Genomic DNA, 22278 nt, shown 5'->3' on the forward strand with positions numbered 1-22278 from the left:
GTAAACGCGTGTGAGTGCCTTCGGGTCGGTGAAAATGAGCCGGTACGCGGTGGGCGCCCGGCTGGAGCCAAAGAGCGGTCTCCAGCCTTACTTTGAGCCGGAAATCGCGTCTCAAAGATAGCAGTTATCTAAGCGGCAAATCCGCTAAGATAACTCCCACGGCTGAGCTCATTTTCACCGACCCTGCGGCTGACACTGGTTTAGCCCGTAGAGTCGTTCAGCCAGCTGTGATGAAACAGAAAATATGTGTCCTTGTTAGTAGTCAGGGATACGGTGATAGCAAGTGGGCACCACTAAGAATTTATGATTTCTCGGAATACGTAAACGTAGAAGTAAGTGCAAAAGATTGTGCGCCCACAGCGTTCCGGTCTATTTTCACCGGCCTGGAGACGCCAAAGAACGAGTAACCCAAAGAAAGGGAGGTTGCGGGGAAATGACCACAACAGAACGTTATGAAACGCCGTTAGATCAAGGATTAACGGCGGATGAAGTTGCGCAGCGGGTGGCTGCTGGTCAGCAGAATGACCCCTTACCCCCGCTGACCCGAAGTGTGAAACAAATCTTTCGGGATAATCTATTAACCCTCTTTAATTTAATCAACGTACTGCTGGGAGCCTTAGTCTTGGTTACCGGCAGCTATAAAAATCTCCTCTTCTTGGGCGTTGTCGTGGTCAACACCGGAATCGGTATTTTCCAAGAAATCCGGTCCAAACGGCAAGTCGACAAGCTGGCACTCCTGTCTGAGGGCACGATTGATGTGCTGCGGGATGGGCAACTGACGGCGCGGCACCAGGATGACATCGTGAGTGACGACCTGCTCGAACTCCACCGCGGGGACCAGATTCCTGTCGATGGCCTGATTCGGGAGACCGCTGGACTAGAGGTCGATGAATCCCAAATTACTGGGGAGTCCACGCCAATTTTAAAGGCGACGGGCGACTCGTTGATTTCCGGCAGTGTCCTCCTCGGGGGCCGTGCCATGGTGCAGGCCACCACGGTCGGTCACGGTAGCTTTGTGAAACAGTTGGCGCATTCGGCCAAGCAAAAGCGGCGGAGTGCCAGTCAGTTGCTCATCATTATTAATCGTATTATTAAAGTATTGACGTTTGCCATTATCCCTTTGGGGGCGGCCTTATTCGTGTCCGCCATGTTGCGGGGACAGAGCCAGAACCGCGCCATCCTGGGAACTGTCGCCTCAATGGTCGGCATGATTCCGGAGGGCTTGGTCCTATTGACCTCGGTAGCGCTCGCGGCCGGGGCCTTCACCCTGGGGCGTCACAACGTGTTGGTGCGGGAATTACCCGCCATCGAGGCGCTGGCCAGGGTCGACGTGCTGTGTTTGGACAAGACCGGGACCATCACCAATGGCCAACTACAGCTTGACCGGGTGGAACCGCTGGCCAATGTGCCAGCAGCAGACCTCCAAACGCGGTTGGCTCAGCTAGTGGCAGCGACCGGCGACGATAACGAAACGGCGCAGGCGGTCCAGCAGGCGTACGGCTCACCAGAAGTCGCGGCGCAGGATGTCTTACCGTTCTCCTCCGGGCGTAAATGGAGTGGGGCGGTCATTGACGGCCACGCAACGCTCATGGGCGCACCGGAATTCATTTTCGACACGGTGCCCAGTGACGTCCAGCAACGTATTCAGAGCCTGGCGGCTGAGGGCTACCGGGTCCTGTTACTGGCGGAAGCGGAACAGCTCACGACGCCCAAGCCAACGAAACCGCGGGCCATCGGGCTGATTTTGATTACCGATGAACTGCGGCCGCGTGCCAAGGATACGTTCGGTTTCTTTGCCAATCAGGACGTGGCCTTGAAGGTCATTTCCGGGGACAATCCCGTGACGGTGGCCAGTATTGCCGGCCGGGCGGGCATCGCGGGGGCCCAACAATTGGTCGATATGAGCCAGGTGGGCGCCAACCCAGACTATGCCCAACTTGTGGCCGACTATAATGTGTTTGGTCGGGTCACGCCGCAACAAAAGGAACAGCTGATCAAGGCCTACCAGGAAGCCGGGCACACGGTCGCCATGACCGGTGACGGGGTCAACGACCTGTTGGCGCTACGTCAGGCCGACTGCAGCATTGCCATGGCCTCCGGGAGTGAAGCCACTAAGAGTCTGGCCGACTTTGTCCTGGTCAACTCGAACTTTGACGCCATGATCAACGTCTTAAATGAAGGTCGCCGGGTCATCAACAACATTGAGCGGGTGGCCTCGCTGTTCCTGATCAAGACCATGTACTCGGTCGCGCTCACGCTGATTTTCATCTTCATGAGTCGCAGCTACCCGTTTGAACCAATTCAGCTGACGCCCATTTCCTCCCTAATGGTGGGGATTCCCACGTTCTTCCTGGCCCTGCAGCCCAACTACGCGCGGATTGCCGGCCGCTTTATGAAGCAAGTTATGGAAATTGCGGCGCCGGCAGCCATCTGCGTGGTCGGCTACATCCTGGTCATTATGGCGATTGGCACGCAATTTCATCTGAGTTTTGCGACGACCTCCACGTTGAGCGTGTTGATCACGGGGCTGATCAGTCTCAATGCCCTGGTCATGGTCGCACGCCCGCTGAACCGATTCAAGGTCGGTCTGGTCGCGTTGATGGCGGGGTTGTTTGCGGTCATCTTCATCTTCTTTGGCCCCATCTTCTCGCTGGTCAGCCTGTTGAATTGGCAATTAGCGCTGATTTACCTGCCCCTGATGATTAGTGTGATTCCAGTGTTCATCCTGGTTCAGGACGGACTGGGGCACCGAATTCTCAGTAAGATTCGTTGGCGCTAGATGAATTGTCGTTTTTAGCCTTTAGCTAGTCACTAAGACTAGATTATATGTTATAATCGGAACTAGAAACGGAAGGGTAGGGAAAAGACATGGCTGATTTTAATCAATATACGCGGTGGGAACACCAGATGCACGGAGTTAAATTACCTCGGTGGGACGATTTACCCAAGTTTGACCTCTATATGGACCAGGTAACGGCGCTGATCAATGATGTTTTGGGCCCCTTGGGTGTCGACACGATTACCCCGGCGATGATCAATAATTACGTGAAGCATAACGTGATTTTGGCCCCCGTCAAGAAGAAGTATCAGACCATGCAGCTGACCGATATTTTAATGATCAGCCTCCTGAAGCCCATGTTCCAAACGGATACGGTCCGTTCGGGGATCGACCAGATTACGGCGGGTGATTACCCCAAGCAGGCCTATGACAACTTCATTGACAGCCTGGAAGACCGGCTCCACCATTTAGGTGAGGACCAGGTTCAACCGGCAGCCAAGGATTTGAACGAAAAACTCATGCAGGTTGCCGTCGACGCGGTCGTTGCGCGCCTGCAATCAGAAAAGCTGCTACATCTCATCAAGCGACCTTTACGAAAAATTGAAAAGAAATAATCAAAAAATGCCATCCTGGATATTAGTGGGATGGCATTTTTATAGCTGAGCATGAAAATTGTCTTTCATTGCCATGACAGATATGATGACTGAAACGGAGGTGGTAGGCATGATTGTAGAAGCTCAAAAGCAGGGGGATTCACTTATGGTACCGATTCCAGCCGGTATTGATGTCCAGGAAGAAACCGAATTTGATGTTGTCCAGGAAAAGAGTGGCGTCATTTCTTTAGTTCCGGTACATGAGAACTTTTTTGCGCAAAGGCCCGAATATGATTTACGTGCGGAAATTGCGAAATTGAAGCTTGGTGATAATGGCCAATCAGTGGGAAAGGAAAATACCTGGTAATTTTTCAAGACAGATGATTCAGTCCGGTGTGATCCAGAATTGCATTCAAGGTATTGAAGCTAGTAATGAATAAAACCACCAAGCATCAGGAGAATTCCTGGCTACTTGGCGGTTTTAGCATTCAGTCTATTGCGTCTGCGTCTCCAACGACAAATCATTCATAAACGTCAAAAGCAAGTTGGCGTAGCTCGGATGATCCGTATTGTCCTTGATTTCCTGTTGAATCAGCGACAGGTTGTTGGTGATGACGCCGTTGACGCCCATGAACATCATCTGGTCCAAATTGGTGATGGTATCAATATCCCAAGCATAAACCTTCTTGTGTTCATGAGCGGCCTGATCGATAAAGGTATCGTTCAGGGTCGTCGATTCCATGGTGTAGGCGTTGGCCCGAGTCTGTGGGAACGTCAGGTTGTAGGGCATGATGTAGCTGACAAACAGCTGCGGGTGCTCTTTTTTCAGCCGGTTCATAATTTTGTAACTCAGTGTGTGAACCTGCTCATGGTTTGCCATAATTCGTGACCCAAATTGCCGGTAGAAGCGTTCGGGGAGGTCCTTGGTGTCGGCCCCGCCCGTCTTGATTTCGATCAGCAGTTTCTGGTGATGGGCAATAGCCGTGTTCAGGTAATGATTGAAGCTCGGAATCTTCGCCTGGTAGCCATTTTCCGTGACCGTGATCTGAGTCAATTGCTTCAGCGTCAGTTTGGAGACGGATTTCTTAATATTAGCGAGCGCCTTCAGATTGGCGTCGTGCATGACCACAAACTGATGATCCTTAGTCATGCGGACGTCCATTTCCACGTAGTCGGGCCGCTCCTTGCTGGTCTTGACCATGGCGGGAATCGTGTTCTGCACGCCGTTGCCGTTATCGACACCCCGGTGGGCAATCGTCAGCGGCTTGCTCATGGCGAGACCGTTTAGATAAATCAGGTTGAACCCGACCAGAGCGGCACTGATGACGACCAAACCGCTCGTAATCAACAGGCGCGTCCGGAACTTAGTCTTCGCCGGTTCGCGGAAGCTAAACAGGGACAGCGGCGTGCGGCGATGGGCCTCGTGACTGCTGAGGATGACCATCATGAACAGTACGGTGGCGTAGCAGACGATAAACTCCGTAATGACCTCCATCAAAAAGAGGTTCACGGTGGCCGCAACTAGTCCGAAGCTGGTCTTGTCGAAGAGCACTTGTCCGATATAAAGTGCGGCATAGATGACAAAGACGGCCGCACTGACCAGGGCCAGCGTCACAATAATTTTGCTAAAGTAGTTCCAAAAGTTGCGGCGCGTCTGTTGCCAGCTGAGGCGAATGGCCTCACGGCTGTGGTAGTGGTCGATCATCATCAGGGGCAACACGGCAATCAACCGAATCCCCAGGTAGGCAGCGGCAACGTAGAAGATGCCTAGCAGAACCGTCCACACGGGATTTTCCATTAAATAACTAATGATAAATGCCGGAATCTTGGCCTTGTTGAGTAGTGGCGTGGTAAATAGTTCGCTCCCAAACGGGATGATGACGATGAAGTACCCAATAAAGAAGAGAAATGTGCTAGGGGAGGCGCCGGCAATGCTGCGGACGGTGTCGCTCAGTAGTGCGCGCGTGGAATCCGGTCGCCCGGTCCGGATATTGGTGATTCCCAACAATAGATAGGCGAATTGCCAGTAAATTAGGGTGACCACCGCCAACAGGATCAGCAGGAGACCAATAATGGCCAGGGGATGCTTCAGCGTGATGGCGGCGATATTGGTGTAAGACACGTAAGGGACGTGCTGCCATTTCAACAGTGCTGCGGTCAGCCAGGTAAAGGCCGGCACCGCTAAGTAGCTAATGACCAGGTTGGTGATAAAGACTAGGGTGACGTAGCTGCCCCAGTGTTGGAAAAAATGGCGGGTTGATTCTCGCCAGAACTGCCATGCCTGCACAGTCCTCAACTCCTCTCAATAACAAATATTATGTATTGCTTTGAACCTGTGAAATTGTGGTGCCGTCGCCTCCGGGGCGGGGAAAATAGGTCGTGACGCTGTGGGGAGGACGCCTGAAGCCTGAGAAGCGGTCTTCAGACTTGCTTTGAGCCGCCAAAGGCGCGTCTCAAAGTCACCATTTCCTGAGGTTCCCTCAGGAAATCCCACGGCTGAACCTATTTTCCCCGCCCCTGCGGCTGACACAGTGACTCTGATTGTACGGTGGTGATATTTGTTTCTGGTCGTTTTCTGGTTTTGTTTCTCCAGTATGGTGTTGATTTGAAACGCTGTGGGTAAGACGCCCCGAGCCAAAGGGCGGTCTCGGGACTTGCTTTGAGCCGCCAAGAGCGCGTCTCAAAGTCACCATTTCCTGAGGTTCCCTCAGGAAATCCCATGGCTGAGCCCATTTCTGGCGCCCCTGCGGCTGACACGGTGACTCTGATTGTACGGTGGTGGTATTTGTTCCTGGTCGTTTTCTGGTTTTGTTTCTACCAACGGGTTGCTGGCTTGAGACACTGTGAGATGTGATTAAAACGTCATTACTGCCATTCTACATATAGTCAGTCGGCAAACAATTATTCCCTTAAACGGCTTCCATATCTACTACTTTAGCATAATCTCTAGAGAACAACCGGAGAAAATAGTTGGTTACTTCAGGGTATTTCAGCTAGTGGGGGATGCGGGGAGGGAGAGCGGGCTAATTTAGGTGGTTTTCATAAAAATCATGAAAACAAAACAGTTAGATAGTGATCTAATTCACAGACTTATTTAACCAGAATTTTCTTTTGTAAGTTTGTATGCGCTTTCATTCTTGACGAGCCTAACCCCTGTCACTAATGGGTTAACTAGCTAAACAAATTAATTGTGATATTTTTAACAAAAAGGGCTTGCGTAATTTTAAAATCATGATATGATATATCTCGTGAAGAAGTTAACAAGGATGTTTTCAAAAATGGAGGCATAAGAATGTTAAAAGACGTGAAAGAGAAAACTACTACTAAAAATCAAGAAAGCACTGAAACCGTTGATCAAATGATCGACCGGCTCACTGCTAAAGCCCACGATGCTTTATGTGCTATGGACAGTTTCGACCAAGAAAAGGTTGACCACATCGTCCACCAAATGGCCATCGCTGGCCTGGACCACCACATGGAGTTGGCTAAGGCTGCCTTCGACGAAACCGGTCGGGGTGTTATGGAAGACAAAGCCATCAAGAACATGTTCGCTACTGAAGAAATTTGGCACTCGATTAAAAAAGATAAGACGGTCGGCATCATTAAAGATGACCACGAACGTCAACTGATTACTGTCGCTGAACCACTGGGGATCTTGGCCGGGGTTACCCCCGTTACCAACCCAACGTCCACGACGCTGTTCAAGTCATTGATCGCTGTGAAGACGCGGAACCCAATCATTTTCGCCTTCCACCCACAAGCCCAAAAGTCATCCGTGATGGCCGCTAAAGTCGTTCGCGACGCTGCCATCGCTGCTGGGGCCCCAGAGGGTGTGATTTCCTGGATTGAAACGCCAAGTATCGAAGCGACGACTGCTTTGATGAACCACCCAATGGTTGCCAGTGTTCTAGCTACCGGTGGTCCTGGCATGGTCAAGGCCGCTTACTCAACCGGTAAGCCAGCCTTAGGGGTTGGTCCTGGTAATGGTCCAGCTTACATCGAAAAGACTGCCAACATCAAGCGGGCCGTCTACGACATCGTCTTATCCAAGACGTTTGATAACGGGATGGTTTGTGCTTCTGAAAATAGTGCCGTCATCGATCACGAAATCTACGCGGAAACGAAGAAAGAAATGCAAGACCGCGGCGTCTTCTTCATTAAGAAGAGCGACGAAAAGGCCTTGGCCGACGCAATGTTCAAGCCTGAAGGCGGCGTTAAGGGACCTATTCCTGGGATGTCTGCGCAAAAGATCGCTGACATTGCCGGTATCAAAGTTCCTGCTGGCACTAAGGTTTTAGCTGCTGAAATCACGGGCGTGGGACCTAAATTCCCATTATCACAAGAAAAATTGAGTCCAATGATTTCTGTTTACAAGGCTACCAGCAAGGAAAACGCCTTTGATCTCTGTGACCAATTGCTCCACTTCGGTGGGCTGGGCCATACGGCTGCCATTCACACCATGGATGACGATTTAGCGACCGAATTTGGGATTAAGATGAAGGCCAGCCGGGTTCTGGTTAACACGCCATCCGCCATTGGTGGGATTGGGAACCTCTACAACGAAATGGTCCCTTCATTAACGTTAGGTACTGGTTCATGGGGTAAGAACTCCGTGTCCCATAACGTTTCCTCATTTGACCTGTTGAACATCAAAACGATTGCAAAGCGGCGAAATAATATGCAGTGGATTAAATTACCTCGAGTTTACTTTGAAAAGACGTCCGTTCGTTACCTCGACGACATGCCTGGCATCAAGCGTGTCTTCCTCGTGACCGACCCAGCCATGGTTGAATTGGGTTACGTTGACACGGTTCTGAACGAATTGAAGCGCCAACCAAATGGCATCGAATACTCGCTGTTCTCTGACGTTGAACCTGACCCAACGACTGACACCGTCAACCGTGGGGTTACGCAGATGCGGATGTTCAAGCCAGATACCATCGTGGCTTTAGGTGGGGGCTCCGCAATGGATGCCGCCAAGAACATGTGGTTATTCTACGAAGACCCATCCGCAAGCTTCTTCGGCGCCAAGCAGAAATTCTTGGACATCCGGAAGCGGGCTTACAAGTTTAACAAGCCACACAAGGCGCAATTCGTTGCGATTCCAACGACTTCAGGGACTGGTTCTGAAGTGACACCATTCTCTGTCATCACCGATTCCAAGACCCACGTGAAGTACCCATTGGCCGACTACGCTTTGACGCCAGACGTTGCCATTGTGGACTCACAATTTATCGAAACGGTGCCTAAGAAGACGGTTGCTTACTCTGGACTGGATGTTCTGACCCACGCCATCGAATCCTATGTGTCAAACATGGCGTCCGATTACACTCGTCCATGGTCATTGCAAGCAATCAAGTTAGTCATGGATAACCTGACCAACTCTTACAACGGCGATATTACCGCCCGCGAAGAAATGCATAACGCCTCAACGTTAGCCGGGATGGCCTTTGCGAACGCCTTCCTCGGGGTCGACCACTCTATCGCCCACAAACTGGGTGGGGAATTCGGTCTGCCTCATGGGTTAGCCATTGCCATCACCTTGCCACACGTTATCCGGTACAACTTCCAAGAACCAACGAAGCTGACCATGTGGCCTAAGTACGAATACTTCCGGGCTGACGAAGACTACGCACAAATCGCGCGTTACCTTGGCTTGCCAGGAACGACCAAGGAAGAACTGAAGGAAGCCTTAGTCAAGAAGATCATCGACTTGGCGCACTCAGTTGACGTGACCTTGAGCTTGAAGGCGAACGGCGTGGACAAGGCCCACTTCGATAAGGCTGTCGACAAATTAGCCGAACTGGCCTTCGAAGACCAATGCACGACCGCTAACCCACGGGAACCACTGGTTTCTGAACTGAAGCAAATTATGATTGATGAATACGACGGGAAGAACGTTGAAAAATAACAGTTGAAATTCTTGTCGGTAATTTGAAAAATCCGCTTGGCCTGAGGGCTGAGCGGATTTTTTGTACTTGGCAAAAGGTGTGATCAATCGGCAGAACTTTCCGCTTAATTGATCGGTTTCTACTATAATATAACAAAATTTATTTAACCGGTTAGTGGTGGAAATTTATGATTGATGATCGGGTTATTTTAAGTGGCTGGCCAAAATATTGGGAGATTTAGGACGGCTGGGATAGTTCAAAACGACGGATTTTACTTAACTGTTAATAAGCAGAACTATGAAAATGGCCGCAAATGGACCGAAATTTCATCAAATTTTCATGAAAACAGGCAAAAAAAACGCGATTTTAGGTGCAAAAAGCACTCAAATACCGACCTCGTTTCGCCTCATCTGGGCAAAAACAGGGGCAAAAAAGCGGTTTATGTGACAGCAGAGTTACAAATATTACGGAATGTCATACTGTAATATTTTTCTTAATGCTGGCGTAACGTAACGCCAATCTAACTGACACAACCATCAGTTATTCTAATAGCCGTTAAGCAAACAAAGGAGGACGTTCATTTATTATGAATATCAAAAAAGCTTTAGTTAATACTTTGGGTACGGTTGCCATTGTCGGTGCCGGCATCTTCGCCACTAACGTAACGGCCAACGCCGATACGAATGTTACGGTCAAGCAGGGGGATTCTGTTTGGTCATTAGCCAACAAGTACGACTCATCCGTTAACGCTATCGAAAGTGCTAACAGTTTGAGCAACAGCAACTTGATCTACGTTGGCCAAACGCTGAGCGTGCCTTCAAGTCAACAAGCTACCACGACTACTACTAATAACGTTGCTAGCCAAAACACGACTACGACTGCTAACCAAACTAGCCAATCCACGACTAGCCAAAGCAGCCAAGCAACCACGAACACCCAAACTAGCAGCAACAAGAATGCTTCAACGGGTGTGTCTGGTTCAGAAGCCAGTGCTAAGGCTTGGATCGCCAACAAGGAATCTGGCGGTTCATACTCAGCAACTAACGGCCAATACGTTGGTAAGTACCAACTGAGCTCTTCCTACTTGAACGGTGACTACTCAGCCGCCAACCAAGAAAAGGTTGCCAACTCATACGTATCTTCCCGTTACGGCTCATGGTCAGCTGCGCAAGCCTTCTGGCAAGCAAACGGCTGGTACTAAACTAGAAATAGCTTAGATAAGCCAACAAATTAACGTTTAAATTCAAGTGGCGCCCACAGATGCAGGTCTGTGGGCGCTTTTTTTAGAGTGCGGAGCGGGGCGGTTAGGCTCTGAGCATTAGGGAGTAAAAGGGTTTCTGTTCGGCAGTCGCCGGACAGGAGCCCTTTTACTTTCTAAGCGCAGGGGCCTGCCCCGCGTAGCACGTTTCAGAGGCTGCCAGTCTCGGGATAGATCCGTGGAGAACCAGTCAAACGGTCTAAAGCAAGTCAGATTGAACGAAAGTCCAGACCTAAATTCCTGCCTAACACTATGTGGTGTCAGCAATCATCAATAGTCCTGGTGAAAATCATTTCTAATTAGTATAGAAGAAATGATGATTAACCATACGACAACAATCATTTTTTAACGTGGATCAAAGGCAGTCCACAACGACTGCTTCGCCATTATTAACGGCAATTTCAAACAAAAGCCCAAATTTAACAACAACATTTCTGAGCTCCAGACAATCTCAACCGCTAAGTTCAAGCAAATCAGAATCGTTACCCCGTTCGTAGCCGTCACACGACCGCAACGTAAGGACCGTAAACCCGGTTAATGTTGCAACGGGATTAACCACGTTACGGTTTGTCATTTAAGCCGGTTTTTCTTAATGTGGGCGTAACTTAGGAACAATGGGTATGTAACCTCCGCGGGTTATGATAGGTCTCGTTAAGTAATTGATAGACAGATTCACTAATCAAAAGGAGGACATTCATTTTTATGAATATCAAAAAAGTTTTAGTATCTACTTTAGGAACTGCAGCCGTATTAGGTGCCGGGTTATTTGCTGGTACCACTTCCGCTAACGCCGACGTCCGGGTAACGGTGAAGTCGGGAGACACGGTTGCCAAGATTGCTAACCAGTACAAATCTAGCGTCTCCTCAATCGAAAAAGCCAACAACTTAAAGAACGTTAACTTGATTTACGTGGGTGAATCCTTAGAAATCCCTGACGCCACTAGCACCACGACGTCAACGACTAGTGCCGCTACCACCACGCCTAGCCAATCCACGACGGCAACCAGCAACACGACTAACAATACCGCTTCAACCAGCAACTACAGTAGCCAAGCCACCACTGGAACGACCAGCAGCGCTTCTACGGCCACTTCAACGACGTCCACCTCTGGCTCTTCAGCTAAGGCTTGGATTGCTAACAAGGAGTCTGGTGGCTCTTACACGGCATCTAACGGTAACTACTACGGAAAGTACCAATTGAGCAAATCTTACCTGAACGGGGACTACTCAGCCGCCAACCAGGAAAAGGTTGCCAACTCTTACGTTACCTCCCGTTACGGTTCATGGGCCGCTGCCAAGTCCTTCTGGCAAGCAAACGGTTGGTACTAAACCCAACTTGGTTCGGTCAACTAAATAAATAATGCAGAAAACGACGGTGCAGTGCCTTTGACTGACCGTCGTTTTTTCGTGGTCCCACCGGGCTTAAACGACAATATATTACACCAGACGGGCTAAAGTGGGGTGGGTCGTTACAGGTTTGTAACATTTAGACAACGGGGCTGTAACTTAAGAACGTTATGATATTCTTAACAAATTCGTTAAGGAGGGTGTTCAGTTGAAACTTAAAACTCTATTCATGGTTATCGTGATGGTCGTTTCACTGGCCCTTCCTAGCGTTTCATCCGTTATCACCTCAACAACAACTGCCGAAGCCAGCGTGACTTACGTTTCCAACTTATCCAAGAAGGAACAACGCGCTAAGGCCTGGATTGCCGTTAAGGAATCCGGCGGCAACTACCGCGCCCGCAACGGCCGGTACTACGGCAAATACCAACTCACCATTTCCATGCTGAAGGGTGACTACAGCAAGGCCAACCAGGAAAAGACCGCTGACCGCTATGCCCACAACCGTTATGGCTCATGGACGCAGGCCAAGCATCACTGGTTAGGCTACGGCTGGTTCTAAAACTTAAACTTAAACTTAAACGAATCCTACTGACAATTGTCGGTGGGATTTTTTGTTGGTTGGGTTTTCAAGAAGGGCGTTTTGCAAATCATGTCTAAAAATTCTCACAGAAAGTCATTCTTTTCTTGAAAGCGGTTACAGAATCATTTAAACTGGGAAGTAACCGAGAAAATGATTGGGAGGATCGACTCATGGCAAAAACATTGGCAATTAACGCAGGTAGCTCAACTTTGAAGTGGAAGCTCTTTTCCATGCCGGAAGAGACTGTTATCGCATCAGGAATGGTAGATCGGTTGAATTTACCGGGCTCCATTTTCAAGGTCAAACTGCCCGATGGCACTAAGAAAACGGAAACACAGGATAACATTACGAACAAGCTGGCGGCAGCGATGGTGCTGACGCGGTTGAAGTCTTACGGGATTGTGAAGCACCTGAGTGAAATCACCGGTGTGGGTCATCGTATCGTAGCCGGCGGGGAAGTCTTCAAGGACTCCGCTGTGATCACGCCCGTCGTCTTGAAGCAGATCAAGGAGCTGAAGGATTATGCACCACTGCATAACCCGGTTCAGGCTTACTACATCGAGGTCTTCCAACAATTATTGCCGGAAGCCAAGCAGGTCGCCGTTTTTGACACGTCCCTGTACACGGATATGCCAGCGGTCAATTATATGTACAGCATTCCTTATGAATATTACGAAAAATTCGGGGCCCGGAAGTACGGGGCTCACGGGACCAGTCACCGTTACGTGGCGCACCGAACGGCTGAAATCTTAGGCAAACCGTTAGCCGACCTGAAAATGATTACCTTGCACTTGGGATCAGGGTCCTCCATTACCGCCTTTAAGGACGGCCATGCGCTGGATACTTCCATGGGCTTCACGCCATTAGCTGGGGTCATGATGGGGACACGGTCCGGGGACATCGACCCATCGTTGGTGGCCTTCTTAGCTGAAAAGCTTCACAAGACCATGCCAGAAATGATCGACATTTTGAACCATAAGTCGGGTCTACTGGGGATTTCTGAGCTGTCACCCGACCAACGGGACCTGGAACAGACCCAGGATGAACGACCAAAGTCTAAGCTGGCCTTGGATATGTTCGTGGACCGGGTTGTCAGCTACGTCGGCAGTTACATTGCTGAATTAGGTGGCGTAGATGCCATCGTCTTCACGGCCGGTTCCGGTGAGAACGGCGTGGACATGCGGCAAGCCGTTGCTGATAAATTAAACTACTTTGGCATTGCTATCGACCCTGCCAAGAACGATTTCCGTGGGGAAGAACACATTGTTAGTCCAGACGGCGCCAAGGTTAAGACGCTGGTCGTGCCAACGAACGAAGAATTAATGATCGTCCGTGACGTGGAGCGATTAACAAAATAAATTAGATTGCGAGGAGGTCCGGGAATTTTTCCTGGGCCTCTTTTAGTTGTCGGCACTTAGAAAGTTGGCAATCAGGAGCGTAAATCAAGGCAACTATACCGTATCAAACTGATGTTAATGGCACCTTAAGTAGGGGGGCTTAACGTTTTCTTGACCACTATGACAATCAGGTAAAGACCGTGTCATTTTGTCATCTGGCGGGCGATTCCTTAACCGAGCGGTAACGATTTGCTAATGCCGTTGAGATGTCTCGGCGGTAAGCTGAGGTCGTTAAATAAGGGAGGAACCATTTGATGATTAAGAAAGTTATCTTGACGACCATTAGCTTCGCCGCTGTGTTAGCAGCCGGTATCGGTTTTTCCAGCGTCACGGCTAGTGCCAACACCTATCGTGGCACTGCGGCCAGTTATCAGTATCAACCGCAGACCAGTACGTACAGTCAGACTACACCAGTCAAGAATACCAGTGTTGCCAAAGCTATTAATACGAGTAGTACGGCTGCCACCATCAGCGTGGCCCAATTTGAAAGTCAGGGCGTCGTTTATTTGAACGGCAATAAATGGACCTACTATTCGGGTAGTTTAACGGCCGATGGCACCAGCATTAGCGCGAACGGGTTAGATCCGAACGGTTATCGGGTTGTCGCAGCACCTGCCAACGTGGCGTTTGGTACGAAAATCATGACGCCACTTGGTATGGGCGTCGTGCATGACCGCGGGACGGCCATCACGGGCAACCATTACGATGTGGTGATTCAGTAATTTAATTATGGCTAAACTTAACCGCACCACTTCTGTTAGGAGAAGGGTGCGGTTTTGTTTACGTCTAAATGGCTGGGGGAGCCAACGTATTCTTAGCATACCTGATGTTTTGCCGAATTGCGAGAAATATCTAATGAAAATGGTTGGCTTGTTATGGGTTAACTGCTCAAACTAAAATCCATGGGAGCTGAACATCACTTAACATTGCAAAATTAATTTTGAAATATAGATAACATTATTGATGGTTAATACTTGCTATTTGATTGGGAGACGGGTAAGCTGGTGAAACCAAGTTGGTTGTCCCTGTTAGCCAAACAAAAACCACCAGCCGTGACGGACTAGTGGTTAGAAAATTTAACTCATGTGTAGATCCCGCCGTCGGTAACCTTGCCAGCCGATAATCACCAGGGCAATGGCTAAAACGACCATCCAACTAAACGTGGTCCAGTTGACGTCGTGCATGGGCACCCGGGGCATCCAACCGGTCGGGGTCACGTTCTGAACCCAATCGGGTAGCTTCAGGAGACTTCCCATGTAGACGCTGATAAAGCCCAGAGCCAGGTAGGCCCAACTGATGGCTTTTAATCGTGGCCAGCAGCCAACTAAGAGAACGGCTAGGCCGAGGAAAACCCCAATTTCAGGCAACTGGGCCGCGACGCCTTGCCAGAATTCGCTGGCGCTGATGCCATCCTTCACGTGGGTCAGACTGGCGTCGCCCATGACCACGATGCCACCCAGGCCACCAATAAAGGCGAGGGTGCTGGTCACAAATGCCGTGCCCACGTAGCTAAAGAGCAAGTGCGTGCGACTGAGTGGCCGCGCGTACAATGCCTCCAGCCAGCCACGAGTCTCATCACTGTGGACCTTGAGAATCAGTTGCATGCCAGGGATGGTGGCCACGGCAGCCATGACGATTGACAGGAGTGACGTAAAGCTCAACAGAATTTTGTGGTTGGCCTCGTGGACCATGGCCGCGCCGAAGACCTGTTGCATGGTCGGATTAGTTTTAAGAATGTCGCCAATCGTGTTGAAGACGGTTCCGTAAGCCACCCCAAAGATGATAACCGCAACAATCCAAGCGATGATGACGTTACGTTGTCGCCGCCAAACCAGCGTTGCGGGTCCCCGGAGAAATGCGGAGGCCTCGCGTCGGCCAGGACGGGTCGTTAGGGCACCGGCGCCCAGATCCCGGCGATTGTTTGCCATGAATGCGAAAACAAGTAGAATTACCGCGAGGCCTAGACTTAACCAGATGGGGGACCAGTGCGGATTGTTGTAGGGTGCGAGTTTTTCGACCCACCCCAGTGGCGACCACCAGGTTAATTTAGGCCGCTGAACATCCGTGATCATCCGTGCCAAGTAGCTGATACCAAATAGGGTGTAGGCCAGCCCAGTCGCACTGGCCGAGTGGTCGGCTAATTGCGCCATCAGGAGTCCCAGAATTCCAAATAAGAGGCCCGTGGTGGCCAGTCCCATCCCAATCAGCCAGTTACCCTCGGTAGTGGCGCCAGGCATGTTAGCGGCGCTGAGACCGATGCTGTAGAGAACACCTAGGACGCCGTTGATGATAACGAGCTCGCTAGCCGCTGCGGCCAATGGTGAGAGTGTCCCAACCGCGTGGGCGCGCACCAATTCGGTGATGCCCAGGTCTTCTTCGGCCCGAGTCGCGTGGACGCTAAGGGCGAGGTTCATAACGACCTGAATCAAGGCCATAAATAAGAGCATTTCGTTTGCAAAGATTTCAGCGGTCGTGACCTTACCTGTAAAGGAGAAGGCCCCAAACATGGCAACGATTCCGGGACTGGCGAGGGTGCCTTTGATGGCATCAATCTCGCTAGGTGTCCCGTAGATATCTTCAAATTTCCAGGCAACGCTGGCCATTAAGGCCGCCAAGAGAATGAGCCACATGAGAATTCGGAACCGATCCCGCCGGAAATTCAGGCGAATCAGTTGACCGGTACGTCCAAAGCGCGTCATGGTGGGTCACTCCTTTCCCGTGTAGTAGTGCATGAAGAGGTCTTCCAACGTTGGCGGCGTACTCTGTAGCGCCACGACTTGGTGTTGGGCCAGTGTGCTCATGACTGAACTGAGGTGTTCATCTTCAACGGAAAATTGCCATTCGTGCGGGGCATGACCAGCAGTAACGCCGTGAACACCGGCGAGGGTGGTGACATCAAAGTCATCACCCAACGTGACGGTGACCATGGTCCGAGTCAGGTGGCGCATTTCTGCGAGACTACCAGACTCAATGATTTGGCCTTCACGGATAATCCCAATCCGGTCACACATGCGTTCCACTTCGGAAAGAATATGGCTGGAAAGCAAGACAGCCTTGCCCCGCGCTTTGAGGTCCATGACGGCATCTTGGAAGATGCGTTCATTCAAGGGGTCCAGTCCGGAGGTCGGTTCATCAAAGATGTAGAAATCAGCTTCTTGGGAGAAGGCCGCAATCAAAGCGACTTTCTGCCGGTTACCCTTGGAGTAGGTGCGTGCCTTCTTAGTTGGGTCCAGACCGAACTGTTTAATGAGGTCGTCGGTCTTGGCGGAATGTGCGGTGCCGTTCATTTTAAGAAGGAGATCAATGATTTCGCCACCGGTTAAATTGGGCCAGAGATACACGTCGCCGGGGACGTAGGCCAGTCGTTGATGAATCGCAACGCTATCGGTCCAGACATTTTGGCCGAAGATGGTGGCCGTCCCGCCGGAAGCGCGAATGATGCCGAGCAGGACCCGAATAGTCGTGGATTTCCCCGCGCCATTTGGCCCAATAAAACCAAAGACCTCGCCAGGACGCACCTCAAAGGTGATGTCCTTTAAGGCTTGGAAGTGGCCGAATTTCTTCTGCAGATGGTTAATTTGAAGTACAGGATTTGTCATAAGTAATCCCCTCCTCACAGTTTTAAAATCGTTTACATCGTAAGCCCTCGGTTAGGCAAAGTCAACGAAAAAGTGAACTTTTATACTAAAATAGTTCACTAAAATTAAATTCTTTCCTAAAATGCGGTATGATAAAATAAATAACGAGTAGCGTTGTCGATGATTCGTGCTGTAGCATTAGCAACGAATGCGACAAGCGGACGAGGGTGGTGACAGGCATGGCAACGAATCAAGAGCGGAAAACTCGCCAACGACAAGGCATCTTGGACGCTGGTATCAAATTATTCACGCATGACGGGTTTAAAGCGACTCACGTGACGACGGTCGCTGAAGCGGCGGGCGTCTCTCAGGTCACGCTGTATAAGTATTTTCCGAGCAAATTAGCTTTGGGTCACCAGGTCGTCATCGAGATGATCAATCAGGGTTATGCGAGCTTTCAAAAGTTAATTGATGACGCGCAGGTCCCATTTCCTGAGATTATCAAGGCCATGATCACGAATAAGGTTCGGCTGAGCGATGGGATTCATCCCGATTTTTATCAGTTTGTTCTGGCCGAGATGCAAGGGAAAAACGGCAGCGATGTGGTGCGGCAAGCCTACGAAGATGGTGAGCAAAAGTTTTGGGGTGCCGTGATAGCGCGGGGCCGAGTCGGTGGCATCATTAGCCCCGATATCTCCGATGAAGCGCTGTTGATCTACCTCCGCATGTACGTGTCCTACTTCAGTACAGCCGATATTCCACCGGCCACGTATCAACGGTTGGTTAATCAATTAATGCATTTATTTTTCTACGGATTTGCGGGGACACCAGCAGTGACACCACCGGATTCACAAGCGAACAAGGAGGACGATTAAGTTGACAGAGACCACAGTTTTAGCAGCGGTTCGACAATTTTCACAATCGAAAATGGGGGATGATGAGACCGGTCACGGCTTTGACCATATTCAACGAGTCGTCGGCCTGGCTGACCGCATCAGTCAATCCTATCCGGCTGCCGACCACCTCGAAACGTTGACCGCGGCCTATTTACACGATGTTATCGATGAAAAGCTGGTCGACAACACCGCAGTGGCCAGTGAGGAAGTTCGGCAGTTCTTAATCGACCAAGGTTTTACGTCGGTCCAGGTTGACGCTATTTTCTTAATCATGGACAACATGTCCTACCATAAAACCCTGGATGGCACGGCAAAACCGTTGCCGTTAGAAGGTCAAATCGTGCAGGATGCGGATCGATTGGATGCCATTGGCGCCATCGGCATCTCCCGGGCAATTTACTTTGGCGGGCACTTTGGTGAAAAGATTTATGATCCGGCCGTGAAACCACGGACCGAAATGACCCACGCCGAGTATCGTAACTTAGACAATGAAACCATCATCAATCACTTTTACGAGAAGTTATTAACCTTAAAGGACCTGATGAATACGACGGCCGCCAAGCAGTTAGCCGAGCACCGCCAACAGGTCATGCTCGATTTTCTAGCCGAGTATAAAGCCGAATGGAACGCGGAAGCTTAGGCCACCGCGTTTTTATTTTGCTGTGAAACCGGTTTAATCTAAATTTAGCGGTGCATTTTACCCGAAAAATGCGTATGATTGAAAGTAATGCTAAATTTAGAGAGAAGAGATTGATTTGCAAATGACAGCTCAGTCCGAGAAGGTACCACGGGGCAACCTCATTGCGATTTTTGCGATTGCCCTGATGGCCTTCCTGGGAATTCTGGTGGAAACGTCGATGAACGTGGCCTTTCCTACCCTGATGAAACAAATGCACGTGTCCCTGAATACCGTGCAATGGATTACGACCGGCTACCTGTTAACGGTGGCGTTACTGATGATTACATCGGCCTTTTTAAAGCAACGATTTAAAAATAAACAGTTATTCGTGGCCGCCGCTTTGGCGTTTATTTTAGGCGATTTAATTTGTGCGCTCGCAACTAACTTTCCGATTTTGTTGATTGGCCGCTTGATTCAAGCGGGTTGCGCCGGGCTAGCAATTCCCCTGATGTTTAACATCGTCGTCGAAAGTGTGCCCCGGTCGCGACTGGGATTTTACATGGGGATGGCCGGTCTGATTCTGATGATTGCGCCTGCCAGTGGACCCACGTTTGGGGGCATCATGGTTTACCTGGCCAATTGGCGGATGATTTTTTGGTCCACAATGCCGGTGGAACTGATTATCCTGTTGCTGGGGGTCGGGGCCATCAAGCAGTACGCGCCAGTCAAGCCGGTTAAATTCAACTGGGGACAATTCTGCTTGCTTGCGATTGCCTTCATTAGTTTTACCTTAGGACTGAACAGCGTGTCGACCGCGGGGGCGCTCAGCTGGGAGTTCCTGGGTGGCGTTGGCTTGGCAATTGTGGCCATCTGGGGCTACATCGTGCTGGCCAAACACAGTAGTCGCCAACTGTTAAAACTGGAAATTTTCAAGAATCTGGTCTTTACCTACAGCTTCTTCGCCTACTTTACCCTGCAATTTTGTAATATCGGCATCAACTTTGCGCTACCAAACTACGCCCAAATTGTGGTGGGCGCTACTTCCTTAATTGGGGGGCTGATGCTGTTGCCAGGGAGCTTGGTTACAGCAATCCTCCAGCCGTGGTTCGGTCATCTGTTGGACGAACACGGTGCCCGCTTACCAATTTTGATGGGGAGTACGTTGTTTACGATTGCGGCCCTGGTCTTCATGGCGTTTGGCCAACATCTGAGCGTGGTGCTGATTGCCATCATGTACGTCGTCTTCAGTGTCGGGCGGTCGATGGCGTTTAGTAACACGCTGACGAACGGACTGAAGGAAGTCGACATGAGTCAACGGGCCGATGCCAACGCGATTTATAACACGGGGCAACAGTTTGCCGGGTCAATCGGGACCACAATTTTGGCGGCGCTGATGTCGTCGGTCAAGGTCAGTGGTATGTCATACGCCCACGAGACGGCGCTTGGAAGCCAGTTGGCCTTTGGACTGATCTTCGTGTTAAGTCTCATTAACTTTGGCTTTTACTTCATTGTCTTTCGTTATCAAAAAAATGATAAATAACCACAAGCAGGGCCATGACGGTTGTCATGACCCTGTTTTCTCGTGGACTTATTGTTGTTTTTTCAAACGAACCCAGTAGGTGAGTCCCATAATGATGCCGAAGAAAATCCCGCTGATAATGGCGCCCGAAATGTTGGCGAACGAAACAAGTTCCTGAGTAAATAGGCGGCCATCGAAGAAGGTACCGAGAAAGGCTTGTTCCAGGTACATGAAGACAGCGAAGTAAATGGCTAACCCCAGTGAGACCCATAAGATATGCTTCCGCGCGGCCGGCAGGTCCTGAACGCTGACTTCGTGGTCCGTCAGGTGGGCCCGACGACTGGCGGCTATCAGGTAGGGACAGATGACAATCGTAATGAATGCGACGTCAAAACCGGCGAGGCCAATTAGGGCCATGTAAGCCGATTGCGTTTGCCATAGCAACGCGATGACCGGCCCCAACAATAGCACCGGTAAGCACATGAAAAAGGCGTTGGTCCCAATCCGGTTGACCTCCTGTCGTTTGTATTCATCAAAGTCCCCGGTAATATTGAAAAAGTGTTTAACAAGCTTATCACGTAAATTTTCCCCGTTTACCATGATTATGCCTCCCAGAATAGGTGATTGAGATCCGTGTGGAGGGCCTTGGCGAGCCGCAAGCACAGATCGAGTGATGGATTATACTTATCGTTTTCGACTAGATTAATGGTTTGGCGGGCAACCGCAACTTTTTGGGCCAATTCAAATTGCGTTAAGCCAGCTTGCTTACGATAGTCTTTGACCCGATTCACGCGGGCACCTCCTTTGAAATGTCAGATATATATGACATCTTTAGGATACAAAGGCAGTGATAAAATGTCAAATATAAATGACTTTTTGGTGGCAAAATCGGTCGGGATTCGGTAAGCTAGGAGGGAATAAGACTAGTGAATCGGGGAGCTATGAGACATGAAAATGAAGTGGGTTTTACGGGGAACGTTATTGGTGTTACTGGCCAGTAGCCTGGTAGGGTGTGCGGCTAAGACGCCGGGATATCAGGCCAAACGGACAATTAAAACTGGTCAGCTGCGGGCGACAACCTTTGCATTAGTTGCTAGCGCAGAGAATTCGACTACCGATTACCAGCGGCAATATGGGTACATCGAAGATATTGGGGATGGCCGCGGTTATACCGCTGGCATCATTGGGTTCACGTCCGCTACGGGTGACCTGCGGCAGGTGGTTCAGCGCTATAGTCGCCTGCAGACGCACCATAATGGATTGAAACGGTATTTGCCAGCGTTGCGGCGGGTAAATGGAACAGCCTCCCATGCTGGACTGGGTCCCAAATTTGTAAAGGCTTGGCGCCGGGCAGCGAAGGACCCCCAAATGGCGCGGGCCCAGGATGCCATTTTGAATCGGCAATACCTCAAGCCAGTCTTACGAGCGGCGAAGCAAGATAATCTAAGTCCACTCGGGCAGTATATTTATTACGATGCCATCGTCGTCCATGGCCCGGGTGCGGACCGTAATAGTTTTGGCGGTATTCGCCGGCGGGCACAAAAGTTAGCCAAGACCCCGCGGCAAGGTGGCAATCAAGCCCAGTATCTGCGGGCCTTTCTGAAGGTTCGGACGGGTGTGATGCGAGAAGAAAAGGCGCATAAGGATCTCTCTCGGTTAAACGTGCAGCGTCGATTCATTAAAGATGAGAATTATCAGTTGAAACGGCCGCTGCATTGGCAGATGTATGGGGATTCGTATCGCTTGAGATAAACAAAAGCTCTGACCACCGTTGTTGGTGATCAGGGCTTTTTAGCTTGTAGCATGAATTAGATAAAAAGC

Annotated in this window: 18 protein-coding genes; 13 read left to right on the forward strand and 5 right to left on the reverse strand. The window is 50.2% G+C overall.

Translation table 11 applies throughout. The features are described from left to right. Window positions 1–433 precede the first annotated feature (433 nt). From JUF22_RS04260 to mazE, 3 genes are all read left to right on the forward strand, one after another. Entirely contained in the window at window positions 434–2779 is a 2346-nt protein-coding gene (locus tag JUF22_RS04260; RefSeq protein WP_203643780.1) for a cation-translocating P-type ATPase, read from the forward strand. Window positions 2780–2868: 89 nt separating this feature from the next. Next, complete coding sequence (locus JUF22_RS04265; RefSeq protein ID WP_125765267.1) at window positions 2869–3393, forward strand: DUF1836 domain-containing protein; 525 nt, start codon at window positions 2869–2871, stop codon at window positions 3391–3393. 109 nt (window positions 3394–3502) lie between these two features. Further along, window positions 3503–3739 carry a type II toxin-antitoxin system PemI/MazE family antitoxin gene (gene mazE / locus JUF22_RS04270; protein ID WP_203643782.1) on the forward strand — a complete coding sequence of 79 codons (237 nt, stop codon included), beginning with the start codon at window positions 3503–3505 and terminating at the stop codon, window positions 3737–3739. 126 nt (window positions 3740–3865) lie between these two features. Here the strand turns inward: mazE and JUF22_RS04275 are convergent, their stop codons facing one another. Beyond that, window positions 3866–5659: a glycerophosphoryl diester phosphodiesterase membrane domain-containing protein gene (locus JUF22_RS04275; protein ID WP_203643784.1), complete on the reverse strand. Its 1794-nt coding sequence runs from the start codon at window positions 5657–5659 to the stop codon at window positions 3866–3868. 1005 nt (window positions 5660–6664) lie between these two features. Between JUF22_RS04275 and adhE the strand changes: the two genes are divergently transcribed. The 6 genes from adhE to JUF22_RS04305 all read left to right on the forward strand — a co-directional run bounded on the left by adhE (window position 6665) and on the right by JUF22_RS04305 (window position 14567). Further along, window positions 6665–9283, forward strand: a complete 2619-nt coding sequence (gene adhE / locus JUF22_RS04280) for a bifunctional acetaldehyde-CoA/alcohol dehydrogenase (protein WP_203643786.1) — start codon at window positions 6665–6667, stop codon at window positions 9281–9283. A 566-nt stretch (window positions 9284–9849) separates the two neighbouring features. After that, window positions 9850–10464: an aggregation-promoting factor gene (gene apf, locus JUF22_RS04285; RefSeq protein ID WP_203643788.1), complete on the forward strand. Its 615-nt coding sequence runs from the start codon at window positions 9850–9852 to the stop codon at window positions 10462–10464. Window positions 10465–11223: 759 nt separating this feature from the next. Continuing rightward, the gene (gene apf / locus JUF22_RS04290) at window positions 11224–11850 is read left to right on the forward strand and encodes an aggregation-promoting factor (protein WP_203643790.1); all 627 of its coding nucleotides are present in this window, start codon (window positions 11224–11226) and stop codon (window positions 11848–11850) included. A gap of 226 nt (window positions 11851–12076) precedes the next feature. After that, on the forward strand, window positions 12077–12427 hold the full coding sequence (locus JUF22_RS04295) for an aggregation-promoting factor C-terminal-like domain-containing protein (protein WP_203643792.1): 351 nt from the start codon (window positions 12077–12079) through the stop codon (window positions 12425–12427). Between the two features lie 191 nt (window positions 12428–12618). Then, window positions 12619–13806, forward strand: coding sequence for an acetate/propionate family kinase (locus JUF22_RS04300; protein WP_203643794.1), 1188 nt, complete (start codon window positions 12619–12621; stop codon window positions 13804–13806). Window positions 13807–14099: 293 nt separating this feature from the next. Then, a complete protein-coding gene (locus tag JUF22_RS04305) occupies window positions 14100–14567 on the forward strand; it encodes a hypothetical protein (RefSeq protein ID WP_203643796.1) in 468 nt (155 codons plus the stop codon). A gap of 354 nt (window positions 14568–14921) precedes the next feature. Here the strand turns inward: JUF22_RS04305 and JUF22_RS04310 are convergent, their stop codons facing one another. After that, complete coding sequence (locus JUF22_RS04310) at window positions 14922–16544, reverse strand: ABC transporter permease (RefSeq protein WP_203643798.1); 1623 nt, start codon at window positions 16542–16544, stop codon at window positions 14922–14924. A gap of 6 nt (window positions 16545–16550) precedes the next feature. Next, the gene (locus JUF22_RS04315) at window positions 16551–17444 is read right to left on the reverse strand and encodes an ABC transporter ATP-binding protein (protein WP_203643800.1); all 894 of its coding nucleotides are present in this window, start codon (window positions 17442–17444) and stop codon (window positions 16551–16553) included. Window positions 17445–17662: 218 nt separating this feature from the next. On the opposite strand from JUF22_RS04315, the gene JUF22_RS04320 reads away from it, so the two are divergent. The 3 genes from JUF22_RS04320 to JUF22_RS04330 all read left to right on the forward strand — a co-directional run bounded on the left by JUF22_RS04320 (window position 17663) and on the right by JUF22_RS04330 (window position 20478). Beyond that, entirely contained in the window at window positions 17663–18298 is a 636-nt protein-coding gene (locus JUF22_RS04320; protein ID WP_203643802.1) for a TetR/AcrR family transcriptional regulator, read from the forward strand. A 1-nt stretch (window position 18299) separates the two neighbouring features. Next, the gene (locus tag JUF22_RS04325) at window positions 18300–18959 is read left to right on the forward strand and encodes an HD domain-containing protein (RefSeq protein ID WP_236000714.1); all 660 of its coding nucleotides are present in this window, start codon (window positions 18300–18302) and stop codon (window positions 18957–18959) included. Window positions 18960–19080: 121 nt separating this feature from the next. Next, complete coding sequence (locus tag JUF22_RS04330; protein ID WP_203644320.1) at window positions 19081–20478, forward strand: MFS transporter; 1398 nt, start codon at window positions 19081–19083, stop codon at window positions 20476–20478. Window positions 20479–20526: 48 nt separating this feature from the next. Here the strand turns inward: JUF22_RS04330 and JUF22_RS04335 are convergent, their stop codons facing one another. Both JUF22_RS04335 and JUF22_RS04340 read right to left on the reverse strand, forming a co-directional pair. After that, window positions 20527–21057, reverse strand: coding sequence for a DUF3278 domain-containing protein (locus JUF22_RS04335; protein WP_203643804.1), 531 nt, complete (start codon window positions 21055–21057; stop codon window positions 20527–20529). 2 nt (window positions 21058–21059) lie between these two features. Next, window positions 21060–21248 (reverse strand): helix-turn-helix transcriptional regulator, encoded by a 189-nt coding sequence (locus JUF22_RS04340; RefSeq protein WP_203639935.1) that lies wholly within the window; start codon window positions 21246–21248, stop codon window positions 21060–21062. A 157-nt stretch (window positions 21249–21405) separates the two neighbouring features. On the opposite strand from JUF22_RS04340, the gene JUF22_RS04345 reads away from it, so the two are divergent. Further along, on the forward strand, window positions 21406–22209 hold the full coding sequence (locus tag JUF22_RS04345) for a chitosanase (RefSeq protein WP_203643806.1): 804 nt from the start codon (window positions 21406–21408) through the stop codon (window positions 22207–22209). Window positions 22210–22278 lie beyond the last annotated feature (69 nt).

It is taken from the genome of Levilactobacillus lanxiensis (assembly GCF_016861655.1).
In the GTDB taxonomy this organism is placed as follows: domain Bacteria; phylum Bacillota; class Bacilli; order Lactobacillales; family Lactobacillaceae; genus Levilactobacillus; species Levilactobacillus lanxiensis.